This window comes from Nocardia glycosmidis (genome assembly GCF_052545115.1).
In genome coordinates, this window is record NZ_JBQWRH010000005.1 from 171,123 (window position 1) to 188,667 (window position 17,545).

Annotated in this window: 15 protein-coding genes; 8 read left to right on the top strand and 7 right to left on the bottom strand. The window is 67.4% G+C overall.

Translation table 11 applies throughout. The features are described from left to right. The first annotated feature begins 78 nt into the window (after window positions 1–78). A complete protein-coding gene (locus tag ACT86A_RS08560; protein WP_445091470.1) occupies window positions 79–1,473 on the top strand; it encodes a glycosyltransferase family 87 protein in 1,395 nt (464 codons plus the stop codon). A gap of 400 nt (window positions 1,474–1,873) precedes the next feature. On the opposite strand, the gene ACT86A_RS08565 is transcribed toward ACT86A_RS08560, so the two are convergent. The 3 genes from ACT86A_RS08565 to ACT86A_RS08575 all read right to left on the bottom strand — a co-directional run bounded on the left by ACT86A_RS08565 (window position 1,874) and on the right by ACT86A_RS08575 (window position 4,446). Beyond that, window positions 1,874–2,500 (bottom strand): TerD family protein, encoded by a 627-nt coding sequence (locus ACT86A_RS08565; RefSeq protein WP_445091471.1) that lies wholly within the window; start codon window positions 2,498–2,500, stop codon window positions 1,874–1,876. A gap of 111 nt (window positions 2,501–2,611) precedes the next feature. Then, window positions 2,612–3,709, bottom strand: a complete 1,098-nt coding sequence (locus ACT86A_RS08570) for a DUF475 domain-containing protein (protein ID WP_445091472.1) — start codon at window positions 3,707–3,709, stop codon at window positions 2,612–2,614. A 161-nt stretch (window positions 3,710–3,870) separates the two neighbouring features. Continuing rightward, complete coding sequence (locus ACT86A_RS08575) at window positions 3,871–4,446, bottom strand: TerD family protein (RefSeq protein WP_445091473.1); 576 nt, start codon at window positions 4,444–4,446, stop codon at window positions 3,871–3,873. Window positions 4,447–4,591: 145 nt separating this feature from the next. Here ACT86A_RS08575 and ACT86A_RS08580 point away from each other — a divergent pair, with 145 nt between their 5' ends. From ACT86A_RS08580 to ACT86A_RS08600, 5 genes are read left to right on the top strand one after another with little or no spacing between them, the layout of a single operon-like run. Beyond that, complete coding sequence (locus tag ACT86A_RS08580) at window positions 4,592–5,806, top strand: hypothetical protein (protein ID WP_445091474.1); 1,215 nt, start codon at window positions 4,592–4,594, stop codon at window positions 5,804–5,806. 19 nt (window positions 5,807–5,825) lie between these two features. Then, window positions 5,826–7,040, top strand: a complete 1,215-nt coding sequence (locus ACT86A_RS08585) for an HpcH/HpaI aldolase/citrate lyase family protein (protein ID WP_445091475.1) — start codon at window positions 5,826–5,828, stop codon at window positions 7,038–7,040. Beyond that, window positions 7,037–8,518 (top strand): phosphoribosyltransferase domain-containing protein, encoded by a 1,482-nt coding sequence (locus tag ACT86A_RS08590; RefSeq protein ID WP_445091476.1) that lies wholly within the window; start codon window positions 7,037–7,039, stop codon window positions 8,516–8,518. The genes ACT86A_RS08585 and ACT86A_RS08590 overlap by 4 nt, the downstream gene beginning before the upstream one ends. Before the next feature lie 20 nt (window positions 8,519–8,538). Beyond that, window positions 8,539–9,654, top strand: a complete 1,116-nt coding sequence (locus tag ACT86A_RS08595) for a cysteine protease StiP family protein (protein WP_445091624.1) — start codon at window positions 8,539–8,541, stop codon at window positions 9,652–9,654. Window positions 9,655–9,713: 59 nt separating this feature from the next. Continuing rightward, window positions 9,714–10,505: an HAD family hydrolase gene (locus tag ACT86A_RS08600; RefSeq protein WP_445091477.1), complete on the top strand. Its 792-nt coding sequence runs from the start codon at window positions 9,714–9,716 to the stop codon at window positions 10,503–10,505. A 12-nt stretch (window positions 10,506–10,517) separates the two neighbouring features. Here the strand turns inward: ACT86A_RS08600 and ACT86A_RS08605 are convergent, their stop codons facing one another. The 3 genes from ACT86A_RS08605 to ACT86A_RS08615 are packed head-to-tail and all read right to left on the bottom strand — an operon-like array spanning window position 10,518 to window position 12,611. Beyond that, on the bottom strand, window positions 10,518–11,282 hold the full coding sequence (locus ACT86A_RS08605; protein ID WP_445091478.1) for an AIM24 family protein: 765 nt from the start codon (window positions 11,280–11,282) through the stop codon (window positions 10,518–10,520). Between the two features lie 2 nt (window positions 11,283–11,284). After that, a complete protein-coding gene (locus ACT86A_RS08610; RefSeq protein WP_445091479.1) occupies window positions 11,285–11,980 on the bottom strand; it encodes an AIM24 family protein in 696 nt (231 codons plus the stop codon). A 7-nt stretch (window positions 11,981–11,987) separates the two neighbouring features. After that, window positions 11,988–12,611: an AIM24 family protein gene (locus ACT86A_RS08615; protein ID WP_445091480.1), complete on the bottom strand. Its 624-nt coding sequence runs from the start codon at window positions 12,609–12,611 to the stop codon at window positions 11,988–11,990. A gap of 182 nt (window positions 12,612–12,793) precedes the next feature. Between ACT86A_RS08615 and ACT86A_RS08620 the strand changes: the two genes are divergently transcribed. Further along, window positions 12,794–14,179: a TerD family protein gene (locus tag ACT86A_RS08620; protein ID WP_445091481.1), complete on the top strand. Its 1,386-nt coding sequence runs from the start codon at window positions 12,794–12,796 to the stop codon at window positions 14,177–14,179. 28 nt (window positions 14,180–14,207) lie between these two features. Next, entirely contained in the window at window positions 14,208–15,773 is a 1,566-nt protein-coding gene (locus ACT86A_RS08625) for a TerD family protein (protein WP_445091482.1), read from the top strand. 37 nt (window positions 15,774–15,810) lie between these two features. On the opposite strand, the gene ACT86A_RS08630 is transcribed toward ACT86A_RS08625, so the two are convergent. Further along, window positions 15,811–17,532: a glycosyltransferase family 87 protein gene (locus ACT86A_RS08630; protein WP_445091625.1), complete on the bottom strand. Its 1,722-nt coding sequence runs from the start codon at window positions 17,530–17,532 to the stop codon at window positions 15,811–15,813. Between the last annotated feature and the right edge of the window lie 13 nt (window positions 17,533–17,545).

The following is a 17,545-nucleotide window of genomic DNA, read 5'->3' on the forward strand; positions in this document are numbered from 1 at the left end:
CAACCCGGCAAGGTTACCTGAGCGGGATTGGTCGGGGTACACCGGCATGGGTCGGCGGGGCCGCTTAGGGTGGTTGTCATGCCGACCGGACTCGCCGCACGCGACCTGCCCGCAGGCCGCGTGCGACGTTCCGCGGCGCTGGCCGCGGTGGTGGTGGTGCTGCTGTGCGGCCTCACCCTCGCCTTGGCGTATGCGAACAAGGCACGCTGTGCGGGGGAACCGTTCGAGGGGAACGGTCGCAGCACGGTCTTCGACATCATCAAGGATTCGGACGTCTGCTACTCGGATATCCAATTCCTCTGGCTCGGCAGGGATATCAACGAGCACGTCTTTCCCTATGTGCACGGCGGCATCACCGATGACGGCGCGCTGGTGGGCGGGGCGGTGGAATATCCGGTGCTCAGCGGGGTGCTGATGTGGGTCGGAGCGGTCGGTGCGGACAACGACGCCGAGTTCCTGCGCTACTCCGCCCTGCTGCTCGCGCCCTTCGCACTGCTCACCGCGTGGATGTTGGCCCGGTTGGCCGGCGGGGCCGCTCTGCTGTGGGCGGTCGGCCCGCCGTTGGTGCTCTATGCCTTCCACAACTGGGAGCTCCCCGTGGTGTGCACGGCTGTAGCGGCCGTCTACGTGGTGGCGGCGATGACTCGCTTCTCCTTGCGCACCAGGGGAATTCTCGCGGCGGTGTTACTCGGTCTCGGGTTCTGCCTGAAGCTGTACCCGGGGATCTTCGTGCTGCCGCTGATGGCATATGTGCTGACCGGCGGCATCGAGCGCGACGCGGACGACGGGGATCGCCGGTTGGACGTCCGCGGTGCGCTGCTCACCGCGGCCGCTGCGATCGGCACCGTCGTCGCGGTCAACCTGCCGTTCGCGTTGACCGGTTACGAGGGCTGGCGGGCGTCGTTCACATTCCAGCAGTTACGGCAGGCCGACATCACCACGAATTCCATCTGGTACTGGGGACTTCGGCCGGCATTCGGTCCGGACGCGCCCAGCGAGGCGGCGTTCCAGAAGCTGGTTTCGCTCGCCTCGCCCGTGCTGGTGCTCCTGGCTTTCGCGCTGGCCATCTGGCTCGGCTGGAAGCGGTACCGGACGACCGGCGTGTTCGGGTGGGTCGGTGTGAGCGGTGCGATGCTGTGTGGATTTCTGTTGTTTCACAAGGTGCATTCACCGCAGTACACCTTGTGGCTGGTGCCGTTCCTGGTACTGCTCGAGGTGCCGTGGTGGCTGATCGGCGGTTATCTGGTCGCCGACGCGGCCATCGGGATCGGGGTGTTCCGCTACTTCTACTCGATGGGGTCGGGCACCTCGGTCGAGCTGATGCAGCACATCGTCGAATTCGGCGTGTGGGGTCGCGCGAGTCTGCTGGTCGTGCTGTTCTTCGTATTCCTGCGGGCGCTGCCGCGCTGGTACCGATCGGTGCCGCCGTCGGTATCGCGATCCGGCCCTCGTGATCTTGTTCCGGCTCTCTAGTTTCTCCGGGTCTGCTACGTCCGGAGCGCAGAGCCGCGCTTTCAGCCGGTCCAGCCGCACTCCTTGATCAGTGCGGTGCCGCCCAGCAGTCCGATCTCGGACCGAGCTACTCCGGCGAAGGTGTCCGCGTCACCAGGCGTGCCGTCGGCTCGGTCCGTGGGTCGGCGCCGCGTTCACGATTTCGGGCTCTACGTCGGTTCGTACTGGTCTTCGCGGCACGGGGGCGGACGCGGCGCGCGATCGTGGCAGGGGCAAGCAACAGCTCGACGACCTGGCCGACGCTGTACCGCGGCTGGAGATCTCGGCGGGCGTGCGCGCCGACAAGGCGCTCGAGGCGCGGGGGGATCGGCACGTGCGAAGCGAAGGGGCAACTGCCCAGCCGTGTGGGTCGCGCGCTGACCTACTTGCGAGCGTTTTGCCACTGCATACCCCAGCGGTATGCCTGGTCGATCTCGCGCTGGGCGCCGTGGATGTACTGCACTTCGCGGTGCACGGTGATCCCGGTGCCCTGGTTTTGCAGCAACGCGACAGCGCACATGCGGGCGCCGTCCACGGGGGAATCGAGCCGAACCTCGATCTGCGGCCCCGCGGTGGGGTAGAGCGTCACCACACCGTCGGCGGCGGCCCAGTTGGGCACGCCTTCGTAGATGAAGGCGAAGATCAGGATGCGGCGGAACAGCTCGGGCCGGGCGAGGTTGATGGACATGTTCTCGCCGCCCACGGCCGCACCGCTGCGGTCGTCGCCGTCCAGTCCGATGTAGGGCTCGGCCGCTAGAGAGCCGAAATTGCGACCGAGCGCCTGCACCACACCTTTGCCGCCGTTGGACAGTTCGTACAGGCAGCCGAGGTCCAGATCGATGGGCTTGGCGCGGCGGAAGAATCCCTTGGTGGGACCGCTCGACCAGTTCAGGTTCACCCGCATGATGCCCTGCTGTTCGCCCGGCTTGGTCAAGTTGATGCTCGGTGTCGCCTTCGACAGGGTCACCTTGGACAGGTTGACGCCGCCGGGGTTGTTTCCGATCGCCATGGCGTGATCCCCCCTCTGTGGAAACGAGAGCGGCAGCGGCCATCCCTGGGATGGGCTCGCTGCCGCAATGGGTCTTTCGGCTGCAATGCCAGGAACTGAAAATGCCGAAAATCAGCCTACCGGTGTGGGTTCTCGTTCGCTGTCCAGTTCTTCCTCATCCGCGCCGCGGTTGCGGATGATGCTGCTGAGGAACGCCGCGCCGATGAACGCGACGCCGATCAGACCGGTGATGATCTCGTTGATGTGCACCCCGATCGAGACGAGCAGGATCACCGCCAGCGCGCCGATCGCCCAGTGTGCGCCGTGCTCCAGGTAGACGTATTCCGAGAGGGTGCCCTTGCGCACCAGGAATACCGTGATCGACCGGACGAACATGGCGCCGATCAGGCCGAGGCCGAGCGCGATGATGATCGGGTCGGAGGTGATCGCGAACGCGCCGATCACGCCGTCGAAGGAGAACGACGCGTCGAGCACCTCGAGGTAGAGGAACAGGAAAAAGCCCGCCTTGCCGGTGGCCTTGACCAGGTTGGACGGACCTTCGGCCTGATCCTCGGTGTGGAACATCGAGCCGAGCCCGTCGACCGCGATGTAGGTGATCATGCCGAGCAGCCCGGCCGCCAGGACGGTCGAGCGGTGCGCGTCGTCGGAGATGAACTCCGCGGTGAGGAGCAGGCCGACGCCCGCGACCACCACCGAGAGCATATCCAATTTGCCCGCCCTGGCCAGCGGCCGTTCCAGCCAGCCCAGCCAGGTGATCTCGCGCTCCTCGAAGATGAAGTTGAGGAACAGCAGCGCCAGGAACATGCCGCCGAACGCGGCGATCTGCGGGTGCGCGTCGGTGAGCAGCTTCTCGTAGCTGGGGCTGCCGTCCGGGAAGGTCAGCGCGTCGTTCGGTGGCGGGTTGAGCGCCAGGTCGAAGGCCCGCACCGGATCCAGCCCGGCCGTGATCCACACGATGGCGAGCGGGAACACCAGGCGCATGCCGAAGACGGCGATCAGGACACCGACCGTGAGGAAGATCTTCTGCCAGAACGCGCTCATCCGTTCCAGGACGGTGGCGTTGATCACGGCATTGTCGAACGACAGCGACACTTCGAGGATGCCGAGGATCGCGGCGAGCGCGAGGGCGGTCGGTCCGCCGTACACGAACGCCACTACGAGCGATAGCACCGTGACGATCAGGGACATGCCGAATATGCGCAGGACCACGCTGGGACCTTTCGTGGAGTAAGAACGAGTCGGCGACGGCTGCTACCAGCGTGGCCGCTGGATCGCCGGTTGTCCAACGCTGTTCCCAGGGCTCCGGCAGGCCTGGGTCGCATGACCAGGGGGCCCCGTCTCGAGGCCCCCTGCGAACAGCGAAGTATTGCTCAGACGTTCACGCCGTAGTCACGGGCGATGCCGGACAGACCGGAGGCGTAGCCCTGGCCGACCGCGCGGAACTTCCACTCCGCACCGTTGCGGTACAGCTCGCCGAAGACCATAGCGGTCTCGGTCGAGGCGTCCTCGGTGAGGTCGTAGCGGGCGAGTTCCTCGTTGTTGCTGCGGTCCACGACCCGAATGTAGGCGTTGCGGACCTGGCCGAACGATTGCGAGCGAGTGTCGGCGTCGTAGATCGAGACCGGGAAGAAGATGCTCTCGATGGTGGGCGGGGTGTTGGCCAGGTCGACGTTGATCACCTCGTCGTCGCCTTCGCCCTCGCCGGTGCGGTTGTCGCCGGCGTGCTCGATCGAGCCTTCGGGGGAGCGCAGGTTGTTGAAGAAGACGAAGTGCTGGTCGGACAGGACCTTCTTGTCCGCGCCGGTGGCGATGGCGCTCGCGTCGAGGTCGAAGTCGGTGCCGGTGGTAGTCCGCACATCCCACCCGAGGCCGACCGAAACAGCGGTCAGGTTAGGCGCCGCCTTGGTCAGCGAGACATTGCCGCCCTTGGACAAACTGACACCCATGCGGGATTCCCTTTCAATAGTCCGTCATTGGTTCCCAGCATGTCCAAATCGCCGGGCACGTCATACGACAGTAGTAGGTTTCGGCGCAGTTGCGTAGGAACCCGCGTAACCCTCGGCGAACAGGAAGATCTCCTACCATCGGGGCGTGGCACAGCGAAGGCGTGGTTGGTTTCGGTCGTCGGGAAACGACGAGTGGGTCGCGCCTGCCCGCACCGCGCTGGCCTCGGCGTTCCTCGACATGGATCGACGGCAGAGCGCGGCCGACGCGGCGGTGCACGCCGCCGACCAGCTTTTTCCGGAGCGGCGGATGGGTGCGCGCTGGGAACCGGTGCGCGACCGGTGTTATGGCGCGGCCGAGGTCTACCTGGCGCTGAGTGAGGAATTGGACGGCGCGCAGCGCAGCGGCACGACGATGCCGAATGGGCAGCAGCGAGTCGATGCCGCGGTGCGGCAGCTGACCGACGCGGCCCGAGCCATCGACGAGTTCTATCGCGGCAATCAGAGCGGGCTCGAAGAAGCGCTCGCTGTCCTCGGCGCGGTGCCGCAGCTGGTGCGGCAGGTGAAGGTGGTCGCGGCGGGTGTGCGCGGGCAGGCCGCCGAATCCGACTTCGCGGACTACCCCTCGGTGCGTGAACGCGCGGCCGCGGTGGATGAGGCGCTGGTCACACTGGAAGCCATCGGCTCCGACGCGCCCGGCGCCGCGCGCGCGGCCACGGCCCGGCTGGAGACCGCCGCCAAAGCCTTGGCGGATGCGTTGGCGCAGGCCCCATCTCGAGCCGCCGCGGCGCATACCGCGATCTCCTCGGTGACCACTCGTCTTTCCGCCGTCCGTACCAGGGCCGATGGGGTCGCACCGGCCTTCTCGGCGCTGCTGCGCGAGTTCAACGCTGCGAGTTCGGCGGATCTGGCTGACAATGAGCGGGAAAGTCGGCGAGCCATCGAGGCCGCGGACGCGGCTCTCGGCAAGGCGCGTGCGGCGGTAGCAGAGAACAATCCGGAGTTTGCACTTGATCTGACCACGTCCGCGCGCGGGTTCCTCGCCGAGGCCGAGCAGCAGGTCGATGCCGTCGCCAAGCGGCTGGACCTGCTGCGTGCGATCCGGTCCGACCCGCAAGAACACGCCAAGGCCGTACGATTCCGGCTGCGGGATGCGCAAATGTTCGCGGTGAGCCGCGGGCTCGTCGCCGAATGGGGATCGGTGCTCGACGCGCAGGCAGCACGGATCGACCGAGTCAGCGAAACACTATCGGGGCGCCACCCCGACTACTGGGCCTATGCGGCGGAATTGAATGCCGTCACCGAATTCATAGCCGGAGTAGTGGATCGAATGAGAAAACAAGCAGGACCACGACGAGAATGAGAATGAGAATGGGGCAACGATGACCGCAGGCTTCGCCGTCCAGCAGGAGGTCTCCCTGCGGAAGCGAATGCCGCTGCGCCACTTCCGGCAATTGCACGGCCCAGAGGCGAGGCGTCTTTTTCACCGGCAGCCCGAACCGTTCGCCGGTGACGGCGCGGAGCGGGAACTGCTCGCGATCGGGCTCGGAGCGACGTTGTACGCGCCTGCGACCAGGCCAGATCTCGCGCTGACGATCTGTAAGCGCGCCGAGCACGGTGTGTGTTCGATGGTGATCGATCTCGAGGACGCGGTCGCCGACGATGAGCTGGAGTACGCCAAACGGCAAGCCGTCGAGACGCTCGATCTGCTCGCGGCCGACCACGACGCCAATCCGCTGCTGTTCGTGCGGGTACGCGACGCGGACACGATCACCGAACTCATCGAGCACCTCGGTCCGGGCGCGCGGGCGCTGACCGGGTTCGTGTTCCCGAAGTTCGACAGTGTTTCCGGGCCGAAGTACCTCAACGCCCTGACCGTGGCCGCCCAGCAGGTGGCACGTCCGCTGTACGGGATGCCGGTGCTGGAGTCGGCGTCCCTGGTGCACCGGGAGACCCGCGACTACGAACTCACGCAGATCGCGGCATTGCTGGCGGTGCACCGGGACCGGGTGCTCGCGGTACGGGTGGGCGCGACCGATATGTGCTCGACCTTCGGCATCCGGCGCGACCGCGACCTCACCATCTACGACGTGCGCGTGGTCGCCGACGTCATCGCCGACATCGTGAACTATCTGGGACGCACGGACGGAACGGGTTTCGTCATCACCGGGCCGGTGTGGGAGTACTTCGCCGATCATGAGCGGATGTTCCGGCCGTTGCTGCGCACCGCGCCGTTCGAGGAATCCGATGCCGTGCCGTTCCGGCGGTACCTGGTCAGCCGGGATCTGGACGGACTGCTGCGGGAGATCACCTTGGACCGCGCGAACGGCATTCAGGGCAAGACGGTGATCCATCCGTCGCATGTGGCCGCCGTGCACGCGCTGTCGGTGGTGACCCATGAGGAGTACTCGGACGCGCTGGATATTCTGCGGGCGGACGTCGGCGGTGTCGCGGCCTCGGGTTACCGGAACAAGATGAACGAGATGCGGCCGCATCGCAGTTGGGCGCGGCAGACGCTGCTGCGCGCCAGGGTGTTCGGCGTCGCGAACAAGGGAGTGTCGTTCGTGGATCTGTTGACGGCGTTGGTCACCGTATGAGCCAGCCGCCGACCGTGTTCGGATACAACGAAATCCCTTGGGCAACAAGAACTCTCGGTATACAGCTGGATCATGACGCCGAGTGTGACGCCGCGCCGCTGCGCTCGGCGCGGCTGCCGATCACCGCCCTGATCCGGCCGGGGATTCGCCACAACAATCCACGCCGGGCGCACCTGCTGGTGTCCACCGTGCTCGGCAAGCATCTCCCGACGGATCCGCGGTTGGTGCTCGGTGCGGGCAATCACCTGGGCGATCTGGTGCGCGAGGTGCTCGGCGAGCGCGAAGCGGTGGTGCTCGGGTTCGCCGAGACCGCGACGGGCCTCGGCCACTGCGTGGCAGCGCGGATCGGCGCGAGCTGCTACCTCCATTCGACCCGCCGCGAGGTCCCGCACGCGCAGACCCTCGCCGGATTCGAGGAGGGACACTCGCACGCCACCTCGCACCTGCTGCAACCGGCGCCGGCCGACATTTTCGTCAACGACTTGCCGCTGGTGCTGGTCGACGACGAAATCTCCACCGGCGCGACCGCGATCGACGCGGTCCGCGCGTTGCACGCCTTTTCGCCGCGGTCGCAGTACGTGCTGGCATCGCTCGTCGACCTGCGCGGCGCGGCCGACCGTGCCGAATTCGACGCAGCCGCAGCCGAACTCGGTGCGCGGATCGACACAGTCTGCCTCGCGGGCGGCCGGGCGACGCTGCCCGACGGATTGGTCGCCGCGGTGGGCGCGCTGCCCGAGCCCGTGCTCAATCCGGCCGCCGGGCATCCCGGCTCGTTCCACCGGATGGAGCTGCCTTGGCCCGCTTCGGTGCCGGAGGGCGGCAGGCACGGGATCCTCGCCTCCGACACCGGCGCGTTCGAGGCGGCGCTGATTGCCGCGGCCGCGGCGTTGATCGCCCGGCTCGACCAGGATTTCGCTGGTCGGCCCGCTATTGTGCTCGGCCACGAGGAACTGATGTATCTTCCGCTGCGCCTGGCGGCGCTGCTCGCCGAAACCGGCACGCCGACGCGCTTTCAAACCACCACGCGATCGCCCGCGTATGTGCTCGACGAGCCGGGCTATCCGTTACGCCGCGGATTCCGGTTCGTCGCACCGGAGCCAGGCGACACCGCGCCGCGCTACCTGTACAACGCGCACTGGCCCGATGATTCGCTGGATCTGTTCGAGGCGGATGTGGCGGGCCTGGGAGCGCTGCTCGTTGACACTGCGTCAGGTGGTGACGCTGCCGCCGTCACGAGCACCGGTGACGGTGTCGACAGCGGTGCGGAGGGCGACGGTCCTGGGTTCGATCCGGTGCTCGTCGTCGTGGTCGACTCGCCCGCCGACACCGTACAGCTGCGGGCCGAGGGCGGGTTGATCGACGTGCTGACCGCCTCAGGGGCCGACGTGCTGCTGGTGGCGCTGCGGGAGGCCGACCCGCGGCGGCTGCACGCGGAACGAGCCGAGGCGCCGGGCGCGGGGGACGGGAGCCGACCATGACGATCGCGAGCGTGGACGCCTTGCCAGCTCCGCTGCACGGCCCGGAATTCGGATCCTATGCGGCCGAGGAGGTTTCCTGGTTGCTCAAAGATCTGTCCGACGTGGATTTGGAGCGCGAGGTCGCCGAGCGGGAACGGCGCATCCAAGCCGGGCAGGCGCATTACGCGGAGTCGTTGCCGATCGAATACCAACCGGACGCGCGGTATCGGACGCTGTTCGATGACGTGCTCGCCGCCAGTGCCGAGCGGCTCGCGCTCGCCGTGGCGACCGTGTCGGAGCTGGTCGTCGCCGAACGCGGCGAGGACATCGTGCTGGTGTCGCTGGCGCGGGCGGGCACACCGGTCGGCATCCTGATGCGCCGTTGGCTGCGGGCGCGTCGGCCGAGTCGCGCGGTGCCGCACTACGCGGTGTCCATCGTGCGCGATCGCGGCATCGACGCGGTGGCGCTGGACTACCTGGCGGAGCACCACAACCCGGACTCCGTCGTGTTCGTGGACGGCTGGACCGGCAAAGGTGCCATCACACGCGAGCTGAGCGAGGCGCTGGCGGCCTATCGCGCGGCCGGCGGTGCGCGGTTCGACGACGAGTTGGTGGTGCTGGCCGATCCGGGACACTGCGTGCGCACCTACGGCACTCGAGACGACTTCCTGATCGCGTCGGCCTGCCTGAATTCGACGGTGTCCGGCCTGATCTCGCGCACCGTTCTGAACGAGGCGCTGATCGGACCCGGCGATTTCCACGGCGCCAAGTTCTATCGGGACCTATCCGGTGACGATGTGTCCGCCCGCCTGCTCGATACCGTCAGCGGCGCTTTCGACGCGGTCCGCGACCGCGTCGCGGCCGAGCTGGCCGCGATCCGCGCGAGCGACCGCACGCCCACCTGGACCGGCTGGGCGTCGGTGGAGCGGGTAAGGCAGCAGTACGGCATCGCCAGCGTGAACTTCGTGAAGCCGGGTGTCGGCGAAACCACTCGGGTGCTGTTGCGGCGGGTGCCGTGGCGGGTGCTGGTACGTGCGGCGGACGCGCCGGAGCACGCGCATATCCGGCTGCTCGCCGATGCGCGCGGGGTACCTGTAGAAGTCGTCGATGACCTGGCATATTCGTGTATGGGATTGATCAAGGACGTGCAGCGGTGAATTTGTCTCGGAGAATGCGGCGAAGACGTGCGCTGATCGCGACCGACTTGGATCGGACGATGATCTATTCGCGCAACGCCTTCAGCACCACCGACGAGGTGCCAACGGTCTGTGTGGAGCATCTCGAAGGGGCGCCGCTGTCGTTCATGACCACCACGGCGGCACTGCGCATGCAGTCGTTGACCGAGCCGGCCGCCGTGATCCCCACCACCACCCGCACCATCAAGCAGTTCGGGCGCATCCGACTACCCGGCGCGCCCTGGCGCTACGCGATCACCAGCAATGGGGGGAACATCCTCGTCGACGGCGTCCCCGACCTGAGCTGGCGCATCGGCATCGATGCCCAGGTGCGGGCGGGTGGCGCCACCCTGTCGGAGGTGAGCCGGGAACTGCATACCCGCATCGACGATTCTTGGGTGACCAAGTTCCGCGTGGCCGACCACCTGTTCTGCTATCTGGTGGTGAAACCCAAGGCCGTCCCCAGCGGATTCCTGGACGAATGGGACGCCTGGTGCCGTCCGCGCGGCTGGTCGGCGTCCCAGCAGGGCCGCAAGATCTACACCATGCCGCTGGCTGTCTGTAAGAGCCGCGCGGTCGCCGAAGTCCGCAAACGCCTGTGGGAAAGCGGTGAACTCACCGAAGAGGCGAAAACTCTTGCCGCGGGTGACGGCGCCCTCGACGCGGAAATGCTGCGCGCCGCGGACTCCGCGATCCGCCCCCGCCACGGCGAACTCGAACAACTCAACTGGACCCATCCCAACCTCACCATCACCCGAGCCGCAGGCATTCTCGCGGGCGAGGAAATCATCAATTGGTTCATCAGGGCGGCGCCCAACCACTCTGCCGCATAGGTTCCCCTGCGCTCAGTGCTGCTGCTGCGCCCCGAGTTGCTGTGCGATCACGCCGTGTAGCCGTTGCAGGCCGCCGACGGTGATGCCGCTTTGGATCTGTCCCTCGATGGTGCGCACCAGCATCGAGTCGCTGAGCACCTTCTCGCTCGACTGGATCAGCACCGTTCCCGCGCCGGTGAAGTCGAATTGACGCTCTTCACCGGAGTTGACGCCGAAGCGCGCCGCGCCCGCGGCCAGGAAGTCGGTGACCCAGCGCTGGTCGTAGTGGTGGCTCGGCGCGGGGCAATCCGCCCACCCGACCAGCGATTCCGGGTCCACCCGCAGCGGCGGCTCGGCGAACATGACCGGTCCGTTGGACGAGGCGAGGAACTTGCCCGTGCCGATGAGGGTGAGGAACCCGGGCACGATGGACTGGTTCAGCGACAGGCCCGGCTCGAACGCCAGCAGGTTCGCCGCCCGGATGGTCAGGTTGCCGTTGTCCTCGAGGTCATAGGAATTGATGTCGTAGCCGCGGTCGCCGATGATCAGCTTGCCGTGTCCCTCCGCGACGACGTAGTCGCCGGTGAACAGCGGCGCCGAGAATTGCTGCGACACCATGTGCAGCAGACCGCCCTGCAGGCCGTGGGTGAGCATCTGAAAGCGCATGTCGCCGTAGTAGGCGATCATCGCGCCCTGGCGCATGAACCACGGCTTGTTCAGGTCGATGCAGTAGGCGTAGTTGTTTCCCGGGATGTTGTCGCTCGCACCGAGATTCAAGGGGCTGTGGATCTGGGACATGCTCACAACTTCTCTTCGGAGGCCTGCACGTAAACGACGCCCTGGCCGACGCAGTGCAACTGCATCGCCTCGCCCGAACCGCGGCCGACAGCGTCACGCCAGCTCAGCGCCGCCTTCAACTCGGTCTGCACGTTGCCATAGGCAGCGACGAACGCCTGCGGGTCCACCACGATCGGATTCGGGCCGCCCACTTGCAGTTCCAGAAACCCGCCGTGTCCGAGCAGCACCGCCGCGCCCTGCCCGGACAACTGAGTGGTGAACATGCCCTGGCCGGTCAACGCGCCCGACGCGGCGCCGCGCAGCGCGCCCATCAGGCCGCCGCCTCCTCCGCCACCCGAACTCATCACCGACACCACCGAACTCTGCAACCCGGCGGTGTTGGCCAGCAGTCGCGAAGCTTCGACGCGCAGCGCCGCCCCCGGCTGCACATGCACCACATGCACGTCCAGGCCGGCGAACCCGTAATGCACCTCGCCGAGGCCCTGCGCCAGCATGGTGCGCTCGTGCTCCCCCGCCATCGCGCGCCCCGCCAGCCGCATCACTCCGCCCATGCCGCCCATCCCCTGGCCACCCGGAATCTGGTGCGGCGCAAAAGAAACGTCGCCGGTGTAGAACAGCATCGCGCCGCTGCGGGCGACCACCCCACCGGCCATCCCGACGTTGACCTTGACGACCTTGCCGTTGACTTTCTCGAACACGCTGCCTCTACCGTTCTGCCGGCTGGATCGACACCACGCCTTGCCCGTCCCAGCGCAGCGAGAACGCCTCGCCCGCGTCCTGACCGACGAAACTGCGCCAGGACACGTCGGTGACGAACGACTGGTTGAGGTTGCCGCGCGCGGCGACGAACGCATCCGGGTCCACCACCAGCGGGTACTGCGGCGACACCTCCAGATGCACGAGCGGTCCGCCCGCCGAGAGCAACGCGACCTGCCCCTGGCCCGAGACAGTGGTGGTGAACAGGCCCTGCCCGGTGGACGCGCCGCGCACACCGGCGAAACGCACGTCGGTGCGCAGATTCCCGGCAAAGGCGAGCAGCTGTTGCGATTCCACCTGCAGCGTCTCGTTGTTCAGGTTGACCACGGTGACATGCTGGCCGTTGACCGCGAAGAACACTCGGCCGTTGCCGGAGCACTCCATCAGCGCGAGTTTCTCGCCGGTCGCGCGCCGCTTGAGCCCGGCGATCACGCCATCGCCGCCGCCGAAACCGGCCGACTTGAACTGCACATTTCCCTCGTAGGCGATCATCGAGCCGGAAATCGCCCGCAGGCTGGTGCCGGCGAGGTGGGCCTCGATCACCTTCTTCGATTGCTCGAACAGTTGCGCCATGGGATGTTTGCCTGCTGTCTCGATCGGGAACACGGTGTGTTTGCCGCACTCCATCTGCGTGCCGTCACACTAACCGATTCGCCGATGCGTGTCGGGCTGGCGCGGCGGTTGGAGTACGAGCGCCGCCGAGCGCGTTTCTCGTAGAGTGTCAGGCGTACGCACCGACAAGCGAAGGGTCGAACTTGTCCGCAACACTCGCCAAGGGTCAGAACGGTCCGCTGGCTACCAACGACGTGGTGATTTCCGTCCAGCTCACGGCGCCGGCGGATCTGTCGGCACTACTGGTCACCGAGCGGGGCAAGGTCCGTTCCGACGCCGACTTCGTCTTCTTCAACCAGCCGACCGGCCCCGGCGTGAACCTGCAGCCCGCGCCCACCGGACAGCCAGCCTCGCTGGCGGTGTCGTTGCACGCGGTGCCCGCGGACATCGATCAGATCCGCGCGGTGATCACGCTGGACGACGCGAACAGCACCTTCGGTCAGTTCGCCGCTCCGACCGCGATCGTGTCGGATGGGGCCGGTAATCGCTTGTACGAGTACCGCATCGATGGCCTGAACAGCGAGTCGATCGTGATCGCGCTCGAGCTCTACCGGCGCCAGGACCAGTGGAAAGTACGTGCGGTCGGCCAGGGCTACGCCGGGGGATTCGCCGCGCTGGTCACCGACCACGGTGTCACCGTCGACGACGCCCCCGCACCGGCTGCGCAGCCGACGCAGGCGCCCCCGCCGCCCCCGCCTGCGCAGCAGCCTGCCAGCTACCCGCCGCCGACCACCCCGGCCTATCCGACGCAGCAGCAGGCGCCGCAGTACGCGCCGCCCGGTTCGTACCCGCCGCCGCCCGGTCCGGGGTACCCGCCACAGGGCGGTCCGGGCTACCCGCCACAGGGCCCCGGTTACCCGCCGCCGCCCGGCCCCGGTTACCCACAGTCTGCGCAGCCCGCGCCGCCACAGCCGCCGCAGCCTCCGGCCGAGGTCAGTTTGAGCAAGGACCGGCCGGTCAGCCTGGTGAAGGGGCAGCGGGTCACGCTCCGCAAGGAAGGTTCCGCGCTGACCTTCGTCAAGATGGGTCTCGGCTGGGATCCGGTGCGCAGCCGCGGCATGTTCGGCAACCGCACGGTCGACATCGACCTCGACGCGTCCGTCATCATGTTCGCCGATATGAACCCGGTGGACGTCGCCTACTACGGTCAGCTGACCTCCAAGGACGGCTCGATCCGCCACCAGGGCGACAATCTCACCGGCGAGGGTGAAGGCGACGACGAGGTGATCCTGGTCGACCTGACCCGCGTCCCCGCGCACGTGACCACGCTGGTGTTCATCGTGACCTCCTACAAGGGACACACTTTCGAGCAGGTGCAGAATGCGTTCTGCCGCTTGGTCGACGGCACCAACAACGGCGAATTGGCCAGGTACACGCTGGCCGGCGGCATGCCGTTCACGGCTATGGCGATGTCGAAGCTCTACCGGGTGGGCAATGATTGGAAGTTGCAGGCGCTCGGCGAGGGCTTCCAGGCCAAGCATCCGGGTGAAGCGGTGCCGCAGCTCGGCCCGTTCCTCGTCAACGGTTGATCGGCAGCGCTGACAGCAGGGCGGATAAGTGATTCAGCTGAAGGCCGGTCAGAACATTCCATTGACCGGTGCGATCGTTCATTTCAGTGCGAAAGCCGAGGTTGCCCTCGATGTTTCCGCGCTGGTCGTCGCCGAGAACCTGAAGGTGTTCTCCAGCGACGATTTCGTCTTCTACAACCAGCCCGGCACCGCCGGTGTCGCTTTGGCTCCCGATGGGGTCACGATCACGCTCGCCGAAGTGCGTCCCGACGCCAAGGCGATTTTGCTGGTGGTCAGCGCCGACCCCGCCGCGTCTTCGCACGGTGCCGGGCTGGGTCCGGTGACGGCTACGCTGTCTGAGAACGGCAGTGTCGCAGGCGAATTCGCGGTCACGCCGACATCCGGCGAGACGGCACTGATCTGCCTCGAGCTGTACCGGCGCGGCTCGGCGTGGAAGCTGCGCGCGGTCGGCCAGGGCTATGCGGGCGGACTCGCCGTGCTGCTCACCGCGCACGGGGTCGACGTCGGCGGTGCGCCCGTACCGCAGAGCCAGCCCCCTGACCCGCACATGATGGCCAACCCTTTGGCGGACGATGGCCGCAGTACCGGTGCGCCGCTGGAAGTCGGGCACGGTCTGGAACGGCTGTGGATGGTCTTCGAGGATGCCGCACGGTCGGCGGCCGCGCTCGTCTCGGCGCGCGAATACGCCGCCAAGCGATTGGATGACGAGCTGTCGCTCGCTGTTTCCGACCCCGCGACCAGGAATACTCCCGCGGCCGAGCAGGCGCGTCACACCGCGCAGCAACGCAACGACCAGCTGATCGCCACCGCCGAGCACAACCACCAGCGCGACGCCGAACAGTTGATGCGTGAACTCGCCGAGGCCGACGCGGTGCTACCGCCCGCGCTGGCTTCCTGGAATTCGCCGGCTTGGGACAAGCCGCCGGCGCCGAGCGATGGCATCCGCCTCGGCGAGCTCTACGCGCTCGATCGCGGCCCGCTGCGGGTGCCGTATTGCGTTCCCGTGCCGTTGCATCGGCCGCTGTGGATCGACACCGGATCGACCCACGCCGCCGCACCCGTGGTGGGCGCGCTGCTCGCGCGACTGATCGCCACCGCACCGCAGCGGCGAGCCCTGGTCGACATCATCGACCTGACCGGCGCCTTCAGCGGCTTCACCGGCTTGCTCGCGCCGGTGCTGAACGGGCCGCCGATCAACGACCACGCCGATATCTCGGCCCGGCTGCAGGCGCTGGTCGATGCCGCAGAGCTCGCCGAATTAGCCTATGCGAGTGGCGCTTTCACGCCACCGACCGAGCATCGGGTCTTGCTGGCGGCGGACTTTCCGCATGGCTACCAAAGCTCGGACGCGCAGCGCATCGCCGCGCTGATCGCGCGCGGCGACTTGATCGGCCTGTCCACGGTGATCGTCGGCGCCGACGAATCCGATTCCCCCGACACCATCGTGGCCATGCTGTCGCAGTCGTGCAGGCATCTACCCACCGTCGGCGGTACTCCACTGTTCGATCCGTGGACCGGCAGCGCGTGGCAGCTGGATCTCGATATGCTTCCGCAGGAGCCGGGACAGCAGTCGCGTTTCCTGCGCACGCGGTGAGGGCTTTGCGGCGAGGGCTGACAGCACCGCCCGGTGGTCAGTTCCGCGCGACCATCGCGCGTGGCCGCAGTGCTTCGGGCAGCCAGGGCAAAAGCGGATCGGGCGTCCGGTCGACGATGCCACCGGCCGGGTCGTCCACGTAGTCGCGGCGGACCAGGTCTTCCTCCGGGCGGTAGATCTGGCGCACGATCAGAGCGCACAGCCCCACCACCGCGAGATCGCGCAGCACCACCGTGCCGGTGAACCATTGCTCGGGCAGACCCTTGCGGTCCAGGCCGAGGTAGTAGAACATGCGTGGCACCCAGACCAGCGCGTCGATGGTCATCCAGGCCAGCAGGATGCGCCGGTGCGGCAAGGCGAGCACGGCCAGCGGTACCAGCCAGAGCGAATACTGCGGGCTCCACACCTTGTTCGTCAGCAGGAAGGCCGCGACCACCAGGAAGCACAACTGTGCGAGCCGCGGGCGCCGGGGCGCGGTGAGGCCGATATATCCGATCACCGCGCACGCTACGACGAATGCGAGCAGGGAGACCGTGTTCAGGATCGCCGGCTGTTTCCCGTGCTCGAGCACGCCGTCGAAACCGGGCCAGCCGGTGAACGAGGAGATCACGTTGTAGATCGAGTCCGGGTCGGCGTGTCGCGTGGTGTTGAGCCGGAAAAACTCTCGCCATCCGTTCGGGTACAGCGCGGCGATCGGCAGGTTCACCGCCAGCCATGTGGCCAGTGCCGCGGATACCGTGACCGACGCCGCGCCGAGCGGGCGGGCACTGAGGAATCGGACCCGGTAGGGCGTCTGACGCACCCACGTCAGAAGCGCCGACCAGCCGTCCACCTCGCCGATCCGCATGCCGAGATGGTTGCGCGGCGTCCGCTGCATCGTCTCGGTGCGCAGGCACAGCACGACGATGGGTCCGAGCAGCAGCAGCGGATACAGCTTGGCGGCGCCGCCGAGACCGAGCAGGACACCGGCCAGCACCGGTTTGCGCCGGGCCCAGGCGAGCAGGCCGGTCGCGGCGAAAGCCGTTGCGAGAGCGTCGAAATTGGTGAATACGTGCACGATCACCAAGGGGGAGCAGGCGATCAGCGCCGCGTCCCAGATCCGGCGACCGGCCAGCAGCGCTGAAGCCCAGATGGTGACCAGCCAGGCCATCGCCAGGCCGAACGCGACGACATTGAAGTAGATCACCACTTGCAGCGCGCCGGGCAGCGGCGCGGCGTCCCAACTCTTGGCGATCCGCATCGCGAGATACTGATAGAGGCCCGACAGCACCGGGTACTCCATGTACCGCATCTCCCGGCCGCCGTCGGGGGTCTGCTCGATCCAATATTTCTTGTACGGGAAGGCGCCCTCGTTCAATCGTTCCGCACCGTAGAGCGGCACGGTGTCCGAGTAGCACATCGCCACGTATTGGCGGCCGTTGTTCCAGTCGAGCGTGAGAGTGCCGTCCGCGCCGGTGGTCTGTTGGACGCAGCCCGCCTTGCCGAACCAGCCGAGGGCGAGGAACACGACCGCGAACGCCAGCAGCACCCGCATCGGCGTCCAGAACCGGACCCGGCCGATCAGGGCATGATCACCGACCGGCCCGCCGATGACCGTGGACAGCTGGGCGGTGAGCGAATCGTTGCGGCTCGGCCGGTCTCGCGCGTCCGCGGAGCGCAGATCCGACGCGAGCGGGCCCGGCGCGGCGTAGCACGACGCCCCACCGGATCCCGCCCGGTCGGATAGCGGCGCCCTCCCGTTCGTCCGGGGCTGCACCAACTGCTGATCGGTC